Source organism: Terrabacter sp. C0L_2, assembly GCF_036352015.1.
Lineage (GTDB): Bacteria > Actinomycetota > Actinomycetes > Actinomycetales > Dermatophilaceae > Terrabacter > Terrabacter tumescens.
Map to the genome: position 1 here is coordinate 3,190,585 of NZ_CP143557.1, position 18,415 is coordinate 3,208,999.

The 18,415-nt window shown below is 71.9% G+C and carries 16 protein-coding genes; 9 read left to right on the top strand and 7 right to left on the bottom strand.

Annotated features, from left to right (window positions below; genetic code table 11):
- Positions 1 to 11: 11 nt before the first annotated feature.
- Positions 12 to 1,799, top strand: a complete 1,788-nt coding sequence (gene arc / locus U5C87_RS14555; RefSeq protein WP_330473255.1) for a proteasome ATPase — start codon at positions 12 to 14, stop codon at positions 1,797 to 1,799.
- 137 nt (positions 1,800 to 1,936) lie between these two features.
- Here the strand turns inward: arc and U5C87_RS14560 are convergent, their stop codons facing one another.
- Genes U5C87_RS14560 through U5C87_RS14570 form a run of 3 tightly spaced genes read right to left on the bottom strand, consistent with a single transcriptional unit; the run spans position 1,937 to position 4,369 of the window.
- Complete coding sequence (locus U5C87_RS14560) at positions 1,937 to 2,332, bottom strand: DUF3054 domain-containing protein (protein WP_330473256.1); 396 nt, start codon at positions 2,330 to 2,332, stop codon at positions 1,937 to 1,939.
- Positions 2,329 to 3,318, bottom strand: coding sequence for a ribose-phosphate diphosphokinase (locus U5C87_RS14565; RefSeq protein ID WP_330473257.1), 990 nt, complete (start codon positions 3,316 to 3,318; stop codon positions 2,329 to 2,331). Before U5C87_RS14565 ends, U5C87_RS14560 begins: the two co-directional genes overlap by 4 nt.
- A gap of 40 nt (positions 3,319 to 3,358) precedes the next feature.
- Positions 3,359 to 4,369: an alpha/beta hydrolase gene (locus U5C87_RS14570; RefSeq protein WP_330473258.1), complete on the bottom strand. Its 1,011-nt coding sequence runs from the start codon at positions 4,367 to 4,369 to the stop codon at positions 3,359 to 3,361.
- 150 nt (positions 4,370 to 4,519) lie between these two features.
- Here U5C87_RS14570 and U5C87_RS14575 point away from each other — a divergent pair, with 150 nt between their 5' ends.
- Positions 4,520 to 7,177 carry a lysylphosphatidylglycerol synthase transmembrane domain-containing protein gene (locus U5C87_RS14575; protein ID WP_330473259.1) on the top strand — a complete coding sequence of 886 codons (2,658 nt, stop codon included), beginning with the start codon at positions 4,520 to 4,522 and terminating at the stop codon, positions 7,175 to 7,177.
- 79 nt (positions 7,178 to 7,256) lie between these two features.
- A complete protein-coding gene (dop, locus tag U5C87_RS14580; RefSeq protein ID WP_330473260.1) occupies positions 7,257 to 8,777 on the top strand; it encodes a depupylase/deamidase Dop in 1,521 nt (506 codons plus the stop codon).
- A 10-nt stretch (positions 8,778 to 8,787) separates the two neighbouring features.
- Here dop and U5C87_RS14585 read toward each other — a convergent pair whose 3' ends face one another.
- Together U5C87_RS14585 and U5C87_RS14590 are read right to left on the bottom strand one after the other, a co-directional pair.
- A complete protein-coding gene (locus tag U5C87_RS14585; protein WP_330473261.1) occupies positions 8,788 to 9,939 on the bottom strand; it encodes a hypothetical protein in 1,152 nt (383 codons plus the stop codon).
- 5 nt (positions 9,940 to 9,944) lie between these two features.
- Complete coding sequence (locus U5C87_RS14590) at positions 9,945 to 10,709, bottom strand: hypothetical protein (RefSeq protein WP_330473262.1); 765 nt, start codon at positions 10,707 to 10,709, stop codon at positions 9,945 to 9,947.
- A gap of 230 nt (positions 10,710 to 10,939) precedes the next feature.
- On the opposite strand from U5C87_RS14590, the gene U5C87_RS14595 reads away from it, so the two are divergent.
- The 3 genes from U5C87_RS14595 to prcA are packed head-to-tail and all read left to right on the top strand — an operon-like array spanning position 10,940 to position 12,782.
- The gene (locus tag U5C87_RS14595) at positions 10,940 to 11,146 is read left to right on the top strand and encodes a ubiquitin-like protein Pup (protein ID WP_030146057.1); all 207 of its coding nucleotides are present in this window, start codon (positions 10,940 to 10,942) and stop codon (positions 11,144 to 11,146) included.
- Positions 11,143 to 11,976, top strand: a complete 834-nt coding sequence (prcB, locus tag U5C87_RS14600) for a proteasome subunit beta (RefSeq protein WP_330473263.1) — start codon at positions 11,143 to 11,145, stop codon at positions 11,974 to 11,976. Before U5C87_RS14595 ends, prcB begins: the two co-directional genes overlap by 4 nt.
- Complete coding sequence (gene prcA, locus U5C87_RS14605) at positions 11,973 to 12,782, top strand: proteasome subunit alpha (protein ID WP_330473264.1); 810 nt, start codon at positions 11,973 to 11,975, stop codon at positions 12,780 to 12,782. Before prcB ends, prcA begins: the two co-directional genes overlap by 4 nt.
- A 105-nt stretch (positions 12,783 to 12,887) precedes the next feature.
- Here prcA and U5C87_RS14610 read toward each other — a convergent pair whose 3' ends face one another.
- Positions 12,888 to 14,120, bottom strand: a complete 1,233-nt coding sequence (locus U5C87_RS14610) for a hypothetical protein (RefSeq protein WP_330473265.1) — start codon at positions 14,118 to 14,120, stop codon at positions 12,888 to 12,890.
- Positions 14,121 to 14,277: 157 nt separating this feature from the next.
- Between U5C87_RS14610 and pafA the strand changes: the two genes are divergently transcribed.
- The 3 genes from pafA to U5C87_RS14625 all read left to right on the top strand — a co-directional run bounded on the left by pafA (position 14,278) and on the right by U5C87_RS14625 (position 17,281).
- Positions 14,278 to 15,669 (top strand): Pup--protein ligase, encoded by a 1,392-nt coding sequence (pafA, locus tag U5C87_RS14615; protein ID WP_330473266.1) that lies wholly within the window; start codon positions 14,278 to 14,280, stop codon positions 15,667 to 15,669.
- A 141-nt stretch (positions 15,670 to 15,810) separates the two neighbouring features.
- Positions 15,811 to 16,806, top strand: a complete 996-nt coding sequence (locus U5C87_RS14620) for an FKBP-type peptidyl-prolyl cis-trans isomerase (RefSeq protein WP_330473267.1) — start codon at positions 15,811 to 15,813, stop codon at positions 16,804 to 16,806.
- Positions 16,807 to 16,894: 88 nt separating this feature from the next.
- On the top strand, positions 16,895 to 17,281 hold the full coding sequence (locus U5C87_RS14625) for an FKBP-type peptidyl-prolyl cis-trans isomerase (protein WP_330473268.1): 387 nt from the start codon (positions 16,895 to 16,897) through the stop codon (positions 17,279 to 17,281).
- A gap of 7 nt (positions 17,282 to 17,288) precedes the next feature.
- Here the strand turns inward: U5C87_RS14625 and U5C87_RS14630 are convergent, their stop codons facing one another.
- Entirely contained in the window at positions 17,289 to 18,386 is a 1,098-nt protein-coding gene (locus U5C87_RS14630) for a DUF3866 family protein (protein ID WP_330473269.1), read from the bottom strand.
- Between the last annotated feature and the right edge of the window lie 29 nt (positions 18,387 to 18,415).

Genomic DNA, 18,415 nt, shown 5'->3' on the forward strand with positions numbered 1-18,415 from the left:
AGGAGGCCGAGATGTCTGATGACGTCCGCAACCCAGACCCTGAGCGTGCCGCCGGCGCCGGAGCCCCCGGAGCCCCGGGGGCGGGCGACGCTGCAGCGGGGGAACGCGAGCTCGCGGCCCTGCGTGCCGAGGTCGAGTCCCTGCGGGAGGTGACGCGGCACTCGCCGCAGCGCACCCGTGAGCTCGAGGCACGGCTCGCCCACGTGCAGACGAGCCTGTCGACGCTCTCGTCGCAGAACGAGCGCCTCGTGCGCACGCTCAAGGACGCCCGCGAGCAGATCGTCACCCTGAAGAAGGAGGTCGACCGGCTCGCGCAGCCGCCGAGCACCTACGGGCTCGTCATCGACCCACCCGACGACGGCGCCGTCGACATCATCACCGGCGGGCGAAAGATGCGGGTCGCGATCAGCCCCTCCGTCGACCAGCAGGAGCTCGGCCTGGGCCGCGAGGTCATGCTCAACGAGGCGCTCAACGTCGTCTCCGTGCACGGCTACGAGCGCGTCGGCGAGGTCGTCACCGTCAAGGAGCGCATCGACGACGAGCGTGTCGTCGTCGTCACCCACGGCGACGAGGAGCGCGTGTGCCGCATCGCGACGCCGCTGCTCGCCGAGCGCATCCGGGTCGGTGACTCGCTGACCCTCGACCCGCGGTCCAACTTCGTCCACGAGGTCATCCCCAAGCTCGAGGTCGAGGAGCTCGTCCTCGAGGAGGTCCCCGACGTCGACTACGAGGACATCGGTGGTCTCTCGGGCCAGATCGAGCAGATCCGCGACGCCGTCGAGCTGCCGTTCCTGCACCCGGAGCTCTACAAGGAGCACGCCCTCAAGCCGCCCAAGGGCGTGCTGCTCTACGGCCCGCCCGGCTGTGGCAAGACGCTCATCGCCAAGGCCGTCGCGGCCTCGCTCGCGCGCCAGGTGTCGGCCCGCACCGGGCAGCCGCTCGAGAAGAGCTACTTCCTCAACATCAAGGGCCCGGAGCTGCTCAACAAGTACGTCGGCGAGACCGAGCGGCACATCCGGCTGATCTTCCAGCGCGCCCGCGAGAAGGCCTCGGACGGCACGCCGGTCGTCGTCTTCTTCGACGAGATGGACTCGCTGTTCCGCACCCGCGGTTCGGGGGTCAGCAGCGACGTCGAGACGACCATCGTGCCGCAACTGCTCGCCGAGATCGACGGCGTCGAGCGTCTCGACAACGTCATCGTCATCGGCGCCTCCAACCGTGAGGACATGATCGACCCGGCCATCCTGCGTCCCGGCCGTCTCGACGCGAAGATCAAGATCGAGCGGCCCGACGCCGAGAGCGCGCGCGACATCTTCAGCAAGTACCTCACCGACACCCTGCCGCTCCACGAGCACGACCTGTCCGTCAACGGGGGCGACCGCGACGCGACGGTGGCCGCCATGATCACGGCCGCGGTCGAGCGGATGTACTCCGAGATGGAGGAGAACCGCTTCCTCGAGGTCACCTACCAGGGCGGCGACAAGGAGATCCTCTACTTCAAGGACTTCAACTCGGGCGCGATGATCCAGAACATCGTCGACCGGGCCAAGAAGCTCGCGATCAAGGACTTCCTCACGACCGGTCAGAAGGGCATCCGCGTCGAGCACCTCCTCGCGAGCTGCGTCGACGAGTTCAAGGAGAACGAGGACCTGCCCAACACGACCAACCCCGACGACTGGGCGCGGATCAGCGGCAAGAAGGGCGAGCGCATCGTCTACATCCGCACGCTGCTCAAGGGCAAGGACGGCACCGAGCCGGGCCGCTCGATCGCCACGGCCAACACCGGTCAGTACCTCTGAACCCATCGCGTATGCCGGGTGGCCCGGTTCTCGGGCCACCCGGCATCTCACGTGGCGAGGGGCCAGAGGTGGCCTCTCGTCGGTTGAGGAGGGGCCACACGTGGCCTCTCGACGGTTGAGCCGAGGGGACGGCCGCGCTAGGTGCGGTGGGGCGCGCGGGCGCGGCGGACGGCATACGCCCCCAGCCCGCGCCAGCCGAGCAGGAAGAGCCCCAGCACGACCGACGCGACCACGACGAAGCTGACGGCCGTGCCGGAGCCGACAGCGTGGCGCAGCAGCATCCCGACGAGCACGGTGGCGAACCACACGGTGACGCCCGGCGCGAGCTCGAGCGGCCACGCGCGGCGCACGACCCGCACGACGAGCCAGCCGAGGCCGGTCCCGACGAGGAACGGCCACGCCGTGGACAGCACGCCGACAACGGGGCTCGCCTCGTCGTGGCTGGCCCGCCCCACTGCTGCGAAGAGCAGGACGAGCAGGACGTCGAGGAGCAGCGCGACCGCGGGGCGGCGCCACCAGGGCGAATGGGTCATGACGGCGTGTCGAAGGGCAGCTTGGCCTGAGGCGGCGCGTGGGTCGGGTCGACGCCCTCGAAGAGCGAGCTCACCGAGCGGCCGTGGTGGATGCGGCTGATCGCCTCGGCGAACAGGGCCGACACCGACCGCACCTTGAGCTCGGGCCAGCCATCGGGTGCCGGCACCGTGTCGGTCGTGACGACCTCGGTGACGAACGGGTGGTCGCGCAGCCGCTCGACGGCCTTGCCGGCGAAGAGCCCGTGCGTGCAGACGATCGCGGCCTCGGTGGCGCCGGCGTCCTTGAGCCGGTCCATGAGCTCGAGCATTGAGCCGCCGGTCGCGATTTCGTCGTCGAGGATGATGGCCCGCCGGCCCGACACGTCACCGACGATCGAGTCGATGACGACCCGGTCGTCGGCCACCCGCTGCTTGGAGCCGGCTGCCACGGGCAGGCCGAGCAGGCGTGCGAACTGGGTCGCGACCTTGGCGTTGCCGAGGTCGGGGCTGACGACGATCGAGTTGCTCAGGTCGTTGTCGCGGAAGTGGTCGGCGAGGACACCGATGGCGGTCAGGTGGTCGACGGGCGTGGAGAAGAAACCGTGGACCTGGGGTGCGTGCAGCGCCATCGTCAGGACCCGGTGGCACCCGGCCGTCGAGATCATGTCGGCCACGAGGCGCCCCCCGAGGGAGATGCGCGAGGCGTCCTTCTTGTCCGACCGCGCGTAGGCGTAATGCGGCATGACGGCGGTGATCTGGGCCGCCGAGGCGCCGCGGGCCGCGTCGATCATCAGGAGCAGCTCCATGAGGTGCTCCTGCGTCGGCGGGACGAGCGGCTGCACGATGTAGACGTCGCGCTGTCGGCAGTTCGCGAGCAGCTGCGCCTGGAGGCAGTCGTTGCTGAACCGCTTGATGTCGACGGGGGAGCGGGTCACCCCCAGGTGGGAGCAGATCCGGTCGGCCAGGGCGGGGTGCGCCGAGCCGCTGAAGACGACGACGTCGTTCACTTCGAGACCATCCCTCACGAGACTCGCGTGCGTTCGCAGACTAGCCGACCACCTCGGGTCGCGCGTGGCGTGCGACCCATTCGACGAGCTCGGAGCGGGCGGCGCCACCGACGCGCGTCGCCCCGGGGAAGCTCATGAAGCCGTGCGGGACCCGGGGGTAGTTCGTGTGCCGGACGTCGACCCCTGCGTCGCGCAGGGCCTCGGCGTAGGCCGCCCCCTCGTCGCGGAGCGGGTCGAGGTCGGCCGTCTGGACGAGCGTCGGCGGCAGACCGGCCAGGTCCTTCGCGTGCAGCGGCGAGACGAGCGGGTCGAGCGGGTCGAGGGCGTCGTCCTCGGTGCCGAGGTAGTGCCCGAGGAACATGTCCATGTCGCTGCGGGTCAGGATCGGCGCCTGGGCGTGCTGGGCCACGGACGGCGAGCTCATCGTCGCGTCGACGGCGGGGTAGACGAGCGCCTCGTAGGCGATGTCGGCGCCACCCTCCGCACGCAGCACCTGCGCGGTCACGGCGGCGAGGTTGCCGCCGGCCGAGTCGCCCGCAAGCCCGAGGCCCGTCGGCCGGATGCCGGAGAGGGACCCCTCCGTGGTGCCGGCCGACGCCGCCCAGCGAGCGGCGTCGACGCAGTCGTGCGCGGCTCGGGGCGCGCGGTGCTCGGGCGCCAGACGGTAGTCGACGTTGAGCACGGCCACCCGAGCCCGGTCGGCGACCCAGGCGCACAGGGGGTCGTAGCCGCGCGTGTTGCCCAGCACCCACCCGCCACCGTGGAACCACAGCATCGCCGGGAGGACCTCGCCCTCGGTGCCTCGTGGACGGTAGGTGCGGACCGCGACCTCGTGCCCGTCACGCGCCCGGAAGCTCGTCGCACCGATCGCGACCCCGTCGGGGACGGCCCCGGTGACCCAGGTGTACGGCAGCCTCGTCGGGGCGAACCACGCTCTGCTGCGGGCGATCTCGTCGGCGGTCTGCATCCGCTCCGAGCTCCGCGAACGGCTCAGGGCGCGGGCGAGGAGCTTGGTGCGCAGGGGCATGTCCCAGGAGTCGCTGACCGTCACCGCGTCAGTCTCGCACCGGGGGCCGGGGGCTCGCGCACCGGGCGCCCGGGGGTCGACCCGCGCTGCAGCACGGGTTCCGCGCGTGTTCCGCACGGGGCCTGCGCGGCGACGCTGCGGCGAATCGGTCCTCGGCTCGGGCAGGATTGACCCATGCCCGGCGACTCGGAGAGGACGCGGCCCCCGCTGGACGGGGCCGACCTCAGCCGTGCCGAGCAGTCTGACGACACCACGGGGGAGAGCATGCACCAGACGGCGGAAGAGGCCGGCACCCGGCCCGAGGGGGCCCGACAGCCGGACACCGGTCCCGACGGGGTCCACGTGGCAGCCCCTCAGGGGGCGCCGGCGGAGGTCCCCCGGGAGGCGCCTGCAGGGGCGACCGAGGGAGCCCTCAGGACGGCCCCCGACGTCGAGGTCGTGGAGCCCCCGATCCCCGAACGGGTCCGGCGGCCCGTCGACGGCGCGCGACTGGCTGTTGCCGTCGTGCTCCTCGTGATCGGGCTGGTCGTCTCCGACCTGGCGGCGGGCACCCGCGGCGCGGTCGAGCAGGACCTCACCGACGCGACGAGCGGACTGCCCCGGCTCCTGCTGACCCTGCTGGGCTGGATGAGCGGCATCGGCGTGCTGCTCCTGCCCATCGGGGTCGGCGCCGACCTGCTCGTGCGTCGCCGCCCGATGCAGCTCATCCAGGCGCTGGGTGCGGCGGTCGTCGCCGGCATCCTCGTCATCGTCCTGGCGGTCCTCGTCCAGTCCGGCAACGGCGGCTTCATCACCGACGTGCTGACGCGTCCGACAGCCACGGGACAGACCGGTCCGCTCGACATCGTCATCGTCTCGATGCTCGCCCTCCTCACGGTCGCAGACATCTCGGGCCGCAAGTGGATCTCGCCCATCGCGACCACGGTCGTCATCGCGACGCTCGTGACCACCCTTCTGTCCGGCGCCATGACGCTCGCGGCGCTCGCGTGCTCGCTCCTCGTCGGCTGGATCGTCGGCCTCGCCGCGCGGCTCGTGTTCGGCGTGACGTCCACCCGCCCCCCGGGCACCGAGGTGGCCGCCGTCCTCGTCTCGGGGGGCGTGCCGCTCACCAGGCTCGAGCTGATCGACGCCAACGACGCCGGCGACCGCCGCTACGTCGGCTCCACGCCCCACGGTCCCCTCGACGTGCACGTCATCGACCGCGACACCTTCGGTCTCGCGTCCGGTCGGCGCCTGCTGCGCGTGCTGCGCCTCCGCAGCGGTTTCACCCGGCCGCCCGCCCTGACGCTGAAGTCCGAGGTCGAGCACCGCACGCTCATGGGGCTGGCGCTGCGCGACGCCGGCATCCGTGCCCCCAAGCCGGTCGCGGTCTCCGAGGTCGGACCGTTCTCGGCCGTCATCGCCTACGACGAGCCGCACGGCACGCCCCTCAGCGACCTCACCGGGCCCGACGGCGGAGCAGATGACGGGACAGGCAGTGAGCCGGACTCCCGGCTCGACGACGCCCGGCTCGCCGCGATCTGGCGGCTCGCGGCCACGCTCCACCGCCGCCGCCTCGTCCACCGTCAGCTCGGTCCGTCGACGATCCTGCTCGACGACCAGGGCGGGGTCGCCCTCTCGCGGCTCGGCAGCGGCGACGTCGCCGCCGACGACATCAGCCTGCGCATCGACCTCGCCCAGCTGCTCACGACCGTGGCGCTCACCGTCGGGCCCGAGCGCACCGTGGAGTCGGCCGTCGCCGTCCTCGGCGAGGACGCCGTGCTGCGGGCGGTGCCCGTGCTGCAGCCGGTCGCCCTCAGCCCCGACGCCCGCGCCGCGCTCAAGGGGTCCAAGTCGGTCATGGGGGAGCTGCGCGAGCGTCTCGTCGCGCTGCGCCCCCAGGCCGAGGCCGTCGAGCCGGTGCAGCTGCGGCGCATCTCCCTCAAGGCCGTCGCGACCCTCGTCATGGGTGGCATCGCCGGCTACGTCGTGCTGAGCCAGCTGGCCCAGGTGAACCTCAGCCAGGTGATCAGCACCGCCGACTGGCGCTGGGCCGTGGTCCTCCTGGCCTTCGCGGGACTCACCTTCGCCGGGGCCTCGATCGCCCTCGCCGGCGCGGTGCAGATCCACCTGCGCTTCGTCCGGACGTACATGACGCAGCTCGCCGTCGCCTTCAGCGGGCTCGTCGCGCCCGCCGCCGTCGGCAACATCGCGCTAAACACCCGCTACCTCCAGACCTCGGGGCTGTCCCCGACGGTCGCGGGTGCCAGCGTGGGGGTGGCCCAGGTCGCCCAGTTCTGCTCGTACTTCGTGCTGCTCGTCATCTCCGGCGTGCTGGCCGGCACCGGCCCCGCCGTGTCGTTCAGCCCATCACCGGTGCTCGTCGCGGTCATCCTTGCCGTCCTCATCGCGCTGCTCGCACTGCTCGCCATCCCACGGGTCCGCGCGCTCATCACCGACCGCGTGCTGCCGCAGATCAAGTCCGCGGTGCCCCAGGTCCTCGCCGTGCTGCAGCACCCGAAGAAGCTCACCCAGCTGCTCGGTGGCGCGCTCCTGCTCGACGTCTCGTTCGTCGCCGCCCTCGTCTGCGCCACCCGCGCCTTCGGCGCCGACGCGCCCGTGGCAGCGGTCGCGGTCGTCTACTTCGCCGGCGCCATCATCGGGTCGGCGGTGCCGACGCCTGGTGGCCTCGGCGGCATCGAGGCGGCCATGTCGGCGGGCCTGATCGCCATCGGCGTCGACAGCGGCACCGCCGTCTCCTCGGTCCTGCTCTACCGCCTCGCGACCTACTGGCTGCCGATCCCGTTCGGCTGGTTCTCGCTCAACCGGCTGCAGAAGGTCGGGGCCATCTGAGCCCGGCCACACGGCATACGCCCACGGTCGTGGACGGACCGCCCGCGGCACGGGCGCTGCCGGCGGTTATCGTCGGGCCATGACGGTGCGGCGGATCATGGGTCTCGAGACCGAGTACGGCATCTCGGTGCCCGGCGACCCCATGGCCAACCCGATGTTCCTCTCGGGCCAGGTCGTCAGCGTGTATGCCGCGGCGCAGGGCATCCGCTCCAACCAGTCGAGCTGGGACTACGCCTTCGAGGACCCGCTGCGCGACGCGCGAGGGTGGCAGCTCGACCGGCAGACCGCCGACCCGAGCCAGCTCACCGACGTCGAGGACCCCACCCTCGCCAACGTCGTGCTCACCAACGGGGCGCGCTACTACGTCGACCACGCCCACCCGGAGTACAGCTCGCCCGAGGTGACCCTGCCGCGCGACGCCGTCATCTGGGACCGCGCCGGCGACGCCATCGCGCTCGAGTCGGTGCGCCTGCTCGCCGCCCGTCCCGGGCAACCGCCGGTCAACCTCTACAAGAACAACGCCGACGGCAAGGGCCAGTCCTACGGCACCCACGAGAACTACCTCATGCCCCGGCGCACGCCCTTCCCGGACATCGTGCGCGGCCTCATCCCGTTCTTCGTGACGCGGCAGGTGGTCTGCGGTGCCGGACGCGTCGGGCTCGGCGTCGACAGCAGGGGAGCGGGCTACCAGCTCAGCCAGCGCGCCGACTTCTTCGAGACCGAGGTCGGGCTCGAGACCACGCTCAAGCGCCCGATCATCAACACCCGCGACGAGCCCCACGCCGTGGCCGACCGCTACCGGCGCCTGCACGTCATCATCGGTGACGCCAACCACCTCGACGTCGCGACGCTGCTCAAGACGGGCACGACCTCGCTCGTCCTCGGCATGATCGAGGACGGCCACCTCACCGAGGACTGGTCGATCCGACGTCCGGTGGCCGCGCTGCAGACGATCTCCCACGACCCGACGCTCGCCGCGACCGTCGAGCTCGTCGACGGCCGGACCGTCACGGCGCTCGACGTGCAGTGGATGTACCTCGAGGCGGCCCGGGCGTGGCTCGACGCGCGTGGCGACGACCCCGAGCCCGAGGCGACCGCCGAGGTGATGGGCCTCTGGGAGGAGGTCCTGACCGGGCTCGGCCGCGACGTCATGTCGTGCGCGCCGTTGCTCGACTGGGTCGCCAAGCTGAAGCTCCTCGAGGGCTACCGCGCCCGCGACGGTCTCGCCTGGGACGACCACCGCCTCGCCGCCATCGACATCCAGTGGGCCGACGTGCGCCCCGAGAAGGGCCTCGTGCACCGCCTGCGCGACCGCGGCATGCTGCGCGACCTCGTCTCGGCCGAGGAGGTCAAGGCCGCGCAGGCCACGCCGCCCGAGGACACCCGCGCCTGGTTCCGCGGTGAGTGCGTGCGCCGGTTCACCTCGCAGGTGTTCTCCGCGAGCTGGGACTCCGTCGTCTTCGACGTCCCGGGCCGGGCGAGCCTGCAGCGCGTGCCCATCCTCGAGCCCGAGCGCGGCACCCGGGCCCAGGTGGGCGCCTTGCTCGAGCAGAGCGCCGACGTCGGAGAGCTGCTCCGCGGGCTGGCCACGCCCGAGTGAGCGACCCGCGCTAGGTCCGCACGAGCACTCCGGCCGCGACGAGCGCATCGAGCGCGGTGCCGACGAGCTCGCGTGCCTGCGGGTGCGGACCGTGCTCGCGCTCGGCAGCCTCCACGAGGTCGTCGACGTCGGCAAGGCTGACCGGCCCTGCTGCGGGGTCAGGCACGGGCTCGACGGCGTCCCACAGCGTCAGTCCCAGCGGGCTGAGCCGGACCGGGGCGGTCCCGACGAGCAGGACGGCTCCGTCCCGAGTGCGTATGCCGTCCGCGACCGGGGCGCGCACGTACCCCAGCCGTTCGGCCGGGTCCCTCCCTGACGGCATATGAGAGCGATCCGTGAGGTCGACGGGGAGGACGACGGGGAGCACCGGGGTAGTCGGGGCGGAGGGGGCGTCGAGCAACGCGTGGAGGAGCGGCTCGAGGTCCTCCGCCTCGGCGTAGTGCGCCCGGTGCACCCCGGCCCCGTCCACGGCGAGCGCCGCGAGGCTCACGAGTGGGCGAGGCAGACGGGTCAAGGCACTCGTGTGCCCGACGAGCTGAGTGACGGCCTCGAGCGGGTCGAGACGCTTGAGCCAGGGCGGCCCGGCCAGGTCCGGGTCGCGCTCGAGGAGCACGACCGCCGCGAGGTGCAACCGCTCCGGGCACGGCGCGAGGCCCAGCTCGTCCGGCCCCACGTGCACCTTGTCGTCCTCGACGTCCGGATCGACGACGATCGACAGCGGTTTCGGGAAGGGCGGCACCGTACCGTCCTCGAGGACGGCCACCGTCTCGTCCGTCACGTAGCCGAGACCACCCCGCGCGAGCGTTGCCGCGGCCGTCGTCTTGCCCGTGCCCGACGCGGCGACGAGCGCCACGACGGACCCGTCGGGCCGGCTGAGCCCGGCGGCGTGGAGCAGCACCGCGCGCCCCGACAGCAGGTCGATGCCGAGGTCGGTGAGGTCGTAGGCCAGCCGGTGCGAGAGCGGGCGGGTCAGGGGCAGGTCGGACTGCTCCGAGCGGATCGTGCGCACTCGCCCCCGAGGTGTCGGGACGACGCACCGGGACCATGCCGCCCGGACCTGCTCGCGTGGCTCGGGTCCGGCGAACCGCACACCGACGACCTCGCCGAGGACGCGGAGGCAGAGCAGGCCGTCGGACGGGAGGTCGACGGCCCGCTCGGTCACCGCTCTCAATCGAGCCCGGCCACGCGTGACTCCGTCTGCACGACCGCCGCCGCTGCGCCAGACCGCACGGCGCACGAGCCGAAGTCGACCGGGTCGGCGCTGCCGGACGTGCCGGCCCGCACGGTGCGCCACACCGAGCCGGACACCGTGAACGTCGACACCGTGGTCCAGCCCGGGTCGCCTTGGGACGGCGCGCTCCCGCTGGTGCTCGCGTTGCGCTGGAGCGTCACGGTCATCGTCACGCCGACGGCGTTGCCCGGGATCCCGCTGAGGCTGCTCGAGAAGGGCCTGCTCTGCGACGTCCGGTAGGTCAGGGGGAACCGCTGGCAGCCCCCGGACTCGCCGACCGGGCTGAGCTTGAACCCGGGGCGGAAACCCGCGCCCGACCCGTTCTGGTCGTTGTGGCGCCCCGCGACCTCGATCTGGAAGTTGTCGAGGGTGTCGACCTCGCGGAAGCGGTACCACGCCGAGTCGACGGTGCAGTTGCAGATCTCGATGTAGACGGGCAGCCAGGCGCGCCCGTAGCCCGTCCGGATGCGGGGCACGCCGAGGTCCGGGCTCTGGGCGTTGGCCCGGCAGACGGCGTCGACGTCGGTGAAGACGTTGGGCCCCATCTGGATCGAGCCGCTCACGGTGCACCGGCTGATGCCGGCGTGGGCGGCGGGCGCCCCCATCGCGAGGACCGGCACGGCCCACGCGGCCCCCTTCACGACGGCGCGTCGTGACTGACCGCGAGAAGGCGCGGTCGCCTGCTGCTGTGCAGCGTTCATCGGTTACTCCCCCGAGTAGATGCAGTTGTCGAGTCGCCGTCCTCGACGGCGACCGCGCACAACGTAACAGCGAGGCGCAGGCGTGGGAACGCCTGGCACGCAAGGTGTCCGGCTTGTCCCGCTGTGTCCCGGCGCGTCTCCCGGGCGTCCGTCCGGAGCGGGTGCTCGGACGGCGGGGGCCGCACGGGTTAGGGTCGGGTCACGAGGTCCAACACGTCTGGGAGGTAGCCATGCCGGGTCAGGAGCACGCCAAGCCGCAGCGTCGTGACGAGGAGCCGCCGGAGACACCGGAGGCACCGCCGACCGCGCCCGCCGGGGCCGCCGTCAAGGAGGGCCTGTCCGACGACATCGACAGCGTCCTCGACGAGATCGACGGCGTCCTCGAGTCCAACGCCGAGGAGTTCGTCCGGGGCTTCGTGCAGAAGGGCGGCCAGTGACCCAGTCGTCCACGGGACGCCCGCGCCGGCTCGACGACGCCTTCCTCACTGCCGGGTCGTCGTCGTTCACCGAGTTTCTGACGGCCTACCGTCCCGAGCTGCTCCCTGCCGGGCGTCGCCTGCCTTCCGGGGCGACCATCGAGGCGCCGCACGGCACCACCATCGTCTCGCTGCTCTTCGAGGGCGGCGTCGTCATGGCCGGTGACCGTCGCGCCACCATGGGCAACGTCATCGCCAACCGCGACATGGAGAAGGTCTTCGCGGCCGACGACTACAGCGTCGTGGGCATCGCCGGCACCGCGGGCATCGCGATCGAGCTCGTCCGGCTCTACCAGGTCGAGCTCGAGCACTACGAGAAGATCGAGGGCGCGATCATGTCGCTCGAGGGCAAGGCCAACCGCCTCGCCTCGATGATCCGTGGCAACCTCGCGCTGGCCATGCAGGGGCTGACGGTCGTCCCGACGTATGCCGGGTTCGACCTCGACTCGGCCACCGGCCGCATCTACTCCTACGACGTCACGGGCGGCTGCTACGTCGAGGGTGGTCACCACTCCACCGGTTCCGGATCCGTCTTCGCGCGCGGTGCCCTGAAGAAGCTGTGGCGGCCGGGCCTGGAGGAGCAGCAGGCCGTGTCGGTTGCCATCGAGGCGCTCTACGACGCGGCCGACGACGACTCCGCCACCGGCGGCCCCGACCTCGGCCGCCAGATCTGGCCGACCGTCGCGGTCGTCGACCACTCCGGTGCCCGGTTCGTCGCCCAGGACGTCCTCGAAGGACACGTGGAGCGCGTTGTCGCCGCGCGCCGCGACAACCCGGGAGGTGCCCGATGAGCATGCCGTTCTACGTCCCGCCCGAGCAGGTCATGAAGGACCGGGCCGACTTCGCGCGCAAGGGAATCGCACGCGGACGCTCGGTCGTCGTGGTGGGCTACGACCGCGGGATCGCCTTCGTCGCAGAGAACCCGTCGCGCGCCCTGCACAAGGTGTCGGAGATCTACGACCGCATCGCCTTCGCCGCCGTCGGGCGCTACAACGAGTTCGAGAGCCTCCGGGTCGCCGGCATCCGCTACGCCGACCTGCGGGGCTACTCCTACGACCGCACCGACGTCACGGCCCGTGCCCTGGCCAACACCTACGCGCAGACGCTCGGCGCAGTGTTCACCCAGGAGTCCAAACCCTTCGAGATCGAGATCGTCGTGGCCGAGGTCGGGGCCGACAGCGACTCCGACCAGATCTTCCGGCTGACCTACGACGGGTCCGTCGCCGACGAGCAGGGCTTCGTCGCGATGGGTGGAGCGAGCGAGGCGGCAGAGGAGCGGCTCGGCACCGGCTGGCGGCCGGGCATGACCCTGAGCGAGGTGCTCCGGCTCGCGGTCGACGTGCTCGGTGCCGGCGACAACGGCGAGCGCCGGCACCTCGACGAGGCGCAGCTCGAGGTGGCCGTGCTCGACCGCGACCGTCCGCGTCGCTCGTTCCGGCGCATCGTCGGCCCGCTGCTGACGCGGCTGCTCGGCGAGCCCCGCGAGACCACCGACGTCCCGGCCGCCGCGCTGGGCTCGGAGTCGCCTGTGGCACAAGCGGACTCAGCTGAGGACGGCTCGCCCGAGGCATCGGGACCGACGACACCACCTGCCTGACCCCTGGGTGCCCTGCCGAGCAGGACGCCGCGGACGACGAAGGCCGCCCACCGAGTCGGTGGGCGGCCTTCGTCGTGCTGTCGAGCTCTCGTGCTCGAGCGGCGTTCAGCGTCGCGTGGCGCCGACCTTGTCGCCGGAGGCGCTGCGCTGGTAGTACGACGACTGGTCGGAGCCGTAGGACGAGTCGCCCTCAGCCTCGGCGCCGGACTCGTTGCCGGTCTGGTCGTCTGCCTCGTCGTCGGACGCCGTCTCGGAAGCGGCGGAGGGCTGCGCGTCGTCCGCAGCCTCGTCCACCTGCTCGGGCTCGGTGTCGGCGGACGGGTCCGCGTCCTGCGACTCGGCGGCCTGCGCCGCGGGCGTCGGGACCGGCTGCTGGGCCTCGGCGACCTGGGCGGGCTGGGCCGGCTTGTCCGGGGTGCCGAGGGTGTCCATCAGCGCGCCGCCCCCGAGGGTGGCGAGCATCTGGCGGACGTTGCCCAGCTGGGCGGTGATGCTGTCGCGCTGCGCCGTCGCGGCGGCGAGCTCGCGGTCGGACTCCTCGCGCAGGCGCGAGGCGTGGTCACGGGCCTCGGAGACGATCTGGTCGGCCTGCGTCTGGGCGTTCTCAAGGAGTCGCTCGGCACGGGCCCGCATCTCGTGCGCGTCGTGCTCGGCGCGCTCGGTGAGCTGCCGGAGACGGGACTCGCTCTCGCTGAGGGCGGCCTCCTGCTGCTGGCGCCGCGCCTCGAACTCGGCGTCGGCCGACTCGCGGCGGGCCGCCAGCTTGACCTCGAGCTCGGCGGACGCCGTCGACGCCTTGAGGCGGTGCGCCTCGAACTCGGCGGCGGCCTCCTGACGCTGCGCAGCGGTGACGCTCTGGGCCTCGGCCACGATGGCCTGGGCCTCGCGGTTGGCCTGGGCGATGATCCGCACGGCCTCCTCGTCGGCACGGGCGCGGGCCTGCTCGGCATACGTGGCCGTCGTCGCCTTGAGCTCGGCGGCAGAGCGGTTGGCACGCTCGCGGATCTCGTCGGCCTCGCCCGAGGCGCGCGAGCGCATGTCCGCGGCCTCCTGGTCGGCGAGCGTCAGGATCTGTGCGATGCGCTCACCGAGGTCGGAGAAGGTCTGGGCCTGGGTCGGCGAGCTGTTCTTCTTCAGGTCGGCCATGACTCGTGACTGCTGACCGAGCTGTCCCCTGAGGTCGGTCAGCGCGGCGTTGAGCTTCGTCAGCTCGACGCTGCGCTCGGCAGCGTCCTTCTTGGCAGCCTGGAGGGTGCGGTTCTGCGACTCGATGAACGAGTCGACCTCTTCGGGCTCGTAGCCACGGCGGGAGAACTTGAAGTGGGGTCTGTCGATCATTTCCGTCCAATGCAGGGATGGTGGAGGGGTACGGCATGAGGGGACAACGGCCATTGTGACAGCCGCCCGCGCCAGTAGCACGCGCGCGTCCGGCGGGTGTCGGCCCTTGGCGTGGTCCTTCCCGGCGGACGGCACGAGTGCCACCTAGAGTTGGTTCATGGAGCGGCGGATCTTCGGGATCGAGAACGAGTACGGCGTCACCTGCACCACGCAGGGCCAGCGGCGCCTGACCCCGGACGAGGTCGCGCGCTACCTCTTCCGCCGGGTCGTGGCGTGGGGCCGCTCGAGCAACGTCTTCCTCGGCAACGGTGCGCGCCTCTACCTCGACGTCGGCTCCCACCCGGAGTACGCCACGGCCGAGTGCGACTCCGTGCGCGAGCTCGTGATCCAGGACAAGGCGGGGGAGCGGATCCTCGAGGGCCTCGTCGAGGACGCCCAGGGCCGGCTGCGCGACGACGGCGTCGAGGGCGAGATCTTCGTCTTCAAGAACAACACCGACTCGGCGGGCAACTCCTACGGGTGCCACGAGAACTACCTCTACGGCCGCGGCGGTGACTTCCAGCGGGTCTCCGACATGTTCATCCCGTTCCTCATCAGCCGGCAGATCGTCTGCGGAGCGGGCAAGGTCGTGGCGACCGCCCACGGCGCGAGCTTCGCCGTCAGCCAGCGCGCGGACCACATCTGGGAGGGCGTGTCCTCGGCGACCACCCGCAGCCGCCCCATCATCAACACCCGCGACGAGCCCCACGCCGACGCCGAGAAGTACCGCCGCCTGCACGTCATCGTCGGCGACTCGAACATGTCCGAGACGACCAACCTGCTCAAGGTGGGCAGTGCGGACCTCGTGCTGCGGATGATCGAGGCGGGGGTCGTCATGCGCGACCTGTCGATGGAGAACCCCATCCGGGCCATCCGCACCATGAGCCACGACACGACCGGTCGGGCCACGGTCCGGCTCGCCAACGGCCGCGAGCTCTCGGCGCTCGACATGCAGCGCGAGTACCTCGACAAGGCTGTCGAGTTCGTCGACCGCGAGGGGATGGACAGCCCCGACACCAAGCAGGTCATCGACCTCTGGGGGCGGGCGCTCGACGCCATCGGCTCCGGTGACCTCGGCGCCATCGACACCGAGATCGACTGGGTCATCAAGTACCGCCTCATCGAGCGCTACCGCGCCAAGCACGGGCTGGCACTGACCGACGCCCGGGTCCAGCAGATCGACCTCGCCTACCACGACATCAACCGGCGGCGCGGGCTCTTCTACCTGCTCCAGCGGCACGGTCGCACGGCGCGCGTCGCCTCCGACGTGGAGATCTTCCAGGCCAAGGTGCGACCGCCGCAGACGACGCGGGCCAAGCTGCGCGGCGACTTCATCCGCGCCGCCCAGGCCCACGGACGTGATTTCACCGTGGACTGGGTGCACCTCAAGCTCAACGACCAGGCCCAGCGCACGGTGCTGTGCAAGGACCCGTTCCGTGCCGTGGACGAGCGGGTCGAGCGGCTCATGGAGACGATCGACCGCTCGCCGACGGTCCAGCGGCCACTCTGACGGGGTCCACCGACCGGGGCGGCCCTGCCACCCCAACCTGTCAGTGCGCTGTGTGTCTCGCACAAGGGGCGGCGTTACAGTGACGGGGATTTGCCCAGCGGGACCTCCACGCCCGCCCGCCCCGACCGAAAGTCTTCCCCTGTGCGCTCCAACCGTCCGGCCGCTCGCACGGCCGCTGCCCTGATCGCTGCCCTCGGGCTCACGACCGTCGCCGCGTGCGGGTCGAGCTCCTCGGGCTCCAACGGCACCGCCACGACCAACGTCGCCGCCTCGGCCGCCCTCAAGGGGGTGACGGCCACCGGTGCCGTCGACCTCAAGACCGCCCCCAAGGTCGCCCTCGGCGCCACGCCGATCAGCTCCAAGGCCGTCGAGCACAAGGTGCTGACGCCCGGCACCGGCAAGGCTGCCACCAAGGCCGACACCGTGCGCCTGCGCGCGCAGATCTACAACGGCACGAGCGGCAAGCTCATCGACGACGGCTACGCCGCGGGCCGGTCCGAGGAGGGCTACCGGCTCGGACGCACCGACATCGTGGCCGGCTTCACCGAGGGCCTCGTCGGCGCCACCAAGGGCGGCCGCATCGCCTTCACGATCCCGCCCGAGAAGGGCTTCGGGTCGGCCGGCAACGAGCAGCTCGGCGTCAAGGGCACCGACACGATCGTCGTCGTCGCCGACATCGCCGACGTCCACACCCCGCTGACCACGATCGACGGCACCCAGACGCCGGCGCCGGCGGGTCTGCCGACGGTGGAGTTCAAGAACGGCCCGACCAAGGAGCCCACCGTCACGGTGCCCAAGTCGGCGGCTCCGACCACCACGCAGCAGGCGACCCTGGTCCAGGGCACCGGCGCGACGGTGCAGAAGGGCCAGACAATCAGCGCCCAGTACCACGGCGTCCTCTGGAAGGACGGCAGCGTCTTCGACTCCTCGTGGCAGCGCGGCGCGGCCGCCGACTTCCCGATCGGCGTCGGTGGCGTCATCCCTGGTTGGGACAAGACACTGGTGGGCAAGAAGGTGGGCAGCCGCGTGCTGCTCGTCATCCCGCCGGCCGACGGCTACGGCAAGGCCGGCAGCCCGCCGAAGATCTCCGGCACGGACACCCTGGTGTTCGTCGTGGACATCCTCGACGCGTACTGAGCAGCACCCGGACCGGCGACCCGCTCGCCGTCCGAGTCACCTGACTCACCCGATCCACCTGAGTCACCAACGAAAGGGAAACGCACGCATGGCACTGGACCCGAACCGCACCAAGCCCGAGATCGACTTCCCGGAGGGCGAGGCCCCCGCCGACCTCGTCGTCGAGGACCTCATCGAGGGTGACGGCCGCGAGGCGAAGGCCGGCGACACCGTCAGCGCCCACTACGTCGGCGTCGCGCACTCGACGGGCGAGGAGTTCGACTCGTCCTGGAACCGCGGCAGCGCGCTCGACTTCCGCCTCGGCGTCGGCATGGTCATCCCGGGCTGGGACAAGGGCATCGAGGGCATGAAGGTCGGCGGTCGGCGCAAGCTGACCATCCCGGCCCACCTCGCCTACGGCGACCGCGGCGCCGGCGCCGCGATCAAGCCGGGCGAGACGCTGATCTTCGTCGTCGACCTCGACGACGTGAGATGAGACTGCTCTAGTCGTTCAGCATCCGGGCCGCGTAGCGCCCTGCGACGGCCGCGCCGAGAAATCCGGCGCGGTCGTCGTCGTATCCGCGGCCCATCGTGCTCAGCGTCACGGGCGAGGACCGCAGCGCCTCCTTCAGGCCATCGGTCTCCACCTCGTGGAGCACGAGACGTCCCGCGCTCGCCGCGGCCAGCCCCTGCGTCTGCTCGAGCACCCGCGCACCGAGCTCGCCGGGCAGCAGCGGCACCGGCACGTCGGCCGGCACGAGCGAGACGCGGCCGTATGCCGTGAGGCTGTGGTGCGAGACGCCCCGGTGCCTCTCGCGCGGGTCGGCCTCCGAGATCCGCAGGGAGCAGACCGGTCGGCCGCCGAGGGTGCCGGCGGCGTTGACGGCCTCTCCGGCCGACGTCCCCGAGAAACCCCACCGGGTGCCGGTGCCGAGGTTGCCCGGGCCCTGCGACACCACGACGACGTCCGCGCCGACGACGTGGTGCGCGGCGAGCAGACCGGTGTGGACGTTGACGGCCTCGAGGTCGCCGCCGAAGGCCTGCCCGACCGTGATCGACGCCTCGAGCCAGCCGGCCTCGCGCAGCCCCGCCACGGTGCGGGAGAAGTCGATGGGCAGCGCGCCGCCGTCGGTCATGACGTAGGCCACCCGCAGCGCCGGAGCCGCCTCGCGCAGACCCGCCAGCACGGCCGGGAGCGCCGAGTGCAGGTCGGCGACGACGACCGGCAGCCCGGCGAGGTCGTCGGCGTCCGAGAGGACGGCGTAGTGCTCGCTCTCCTGCTCGTCGACACCGAGCACCATCGTCTGCGACGGCGTGTAGCGCGCCTTGACGACATGCCCCCGGACGGCGCCCACGTCGTCGACGGGGCGGGGGAGGGCGTCGGGCGCGGCCACGACGATGGCGAGCCCCCCGGTCCCCAGCCCACGCTCGAGCGCCGTCGTGTTGAGCAGGACGGCGGTCCCCGGAACGAGGTCGCCGACGACCTCGACGTAGCCGAGCGCGCGGACACGGTCCCCGGAGGCGAGGCGGACGGCATACTCGATCGCCCCCGCCCAGCGGGAGCGGACCTCGACCACGACACCCCGGCGCCACTGGATCATGGGGTGACCCTATTCGATCGCATGTTCGG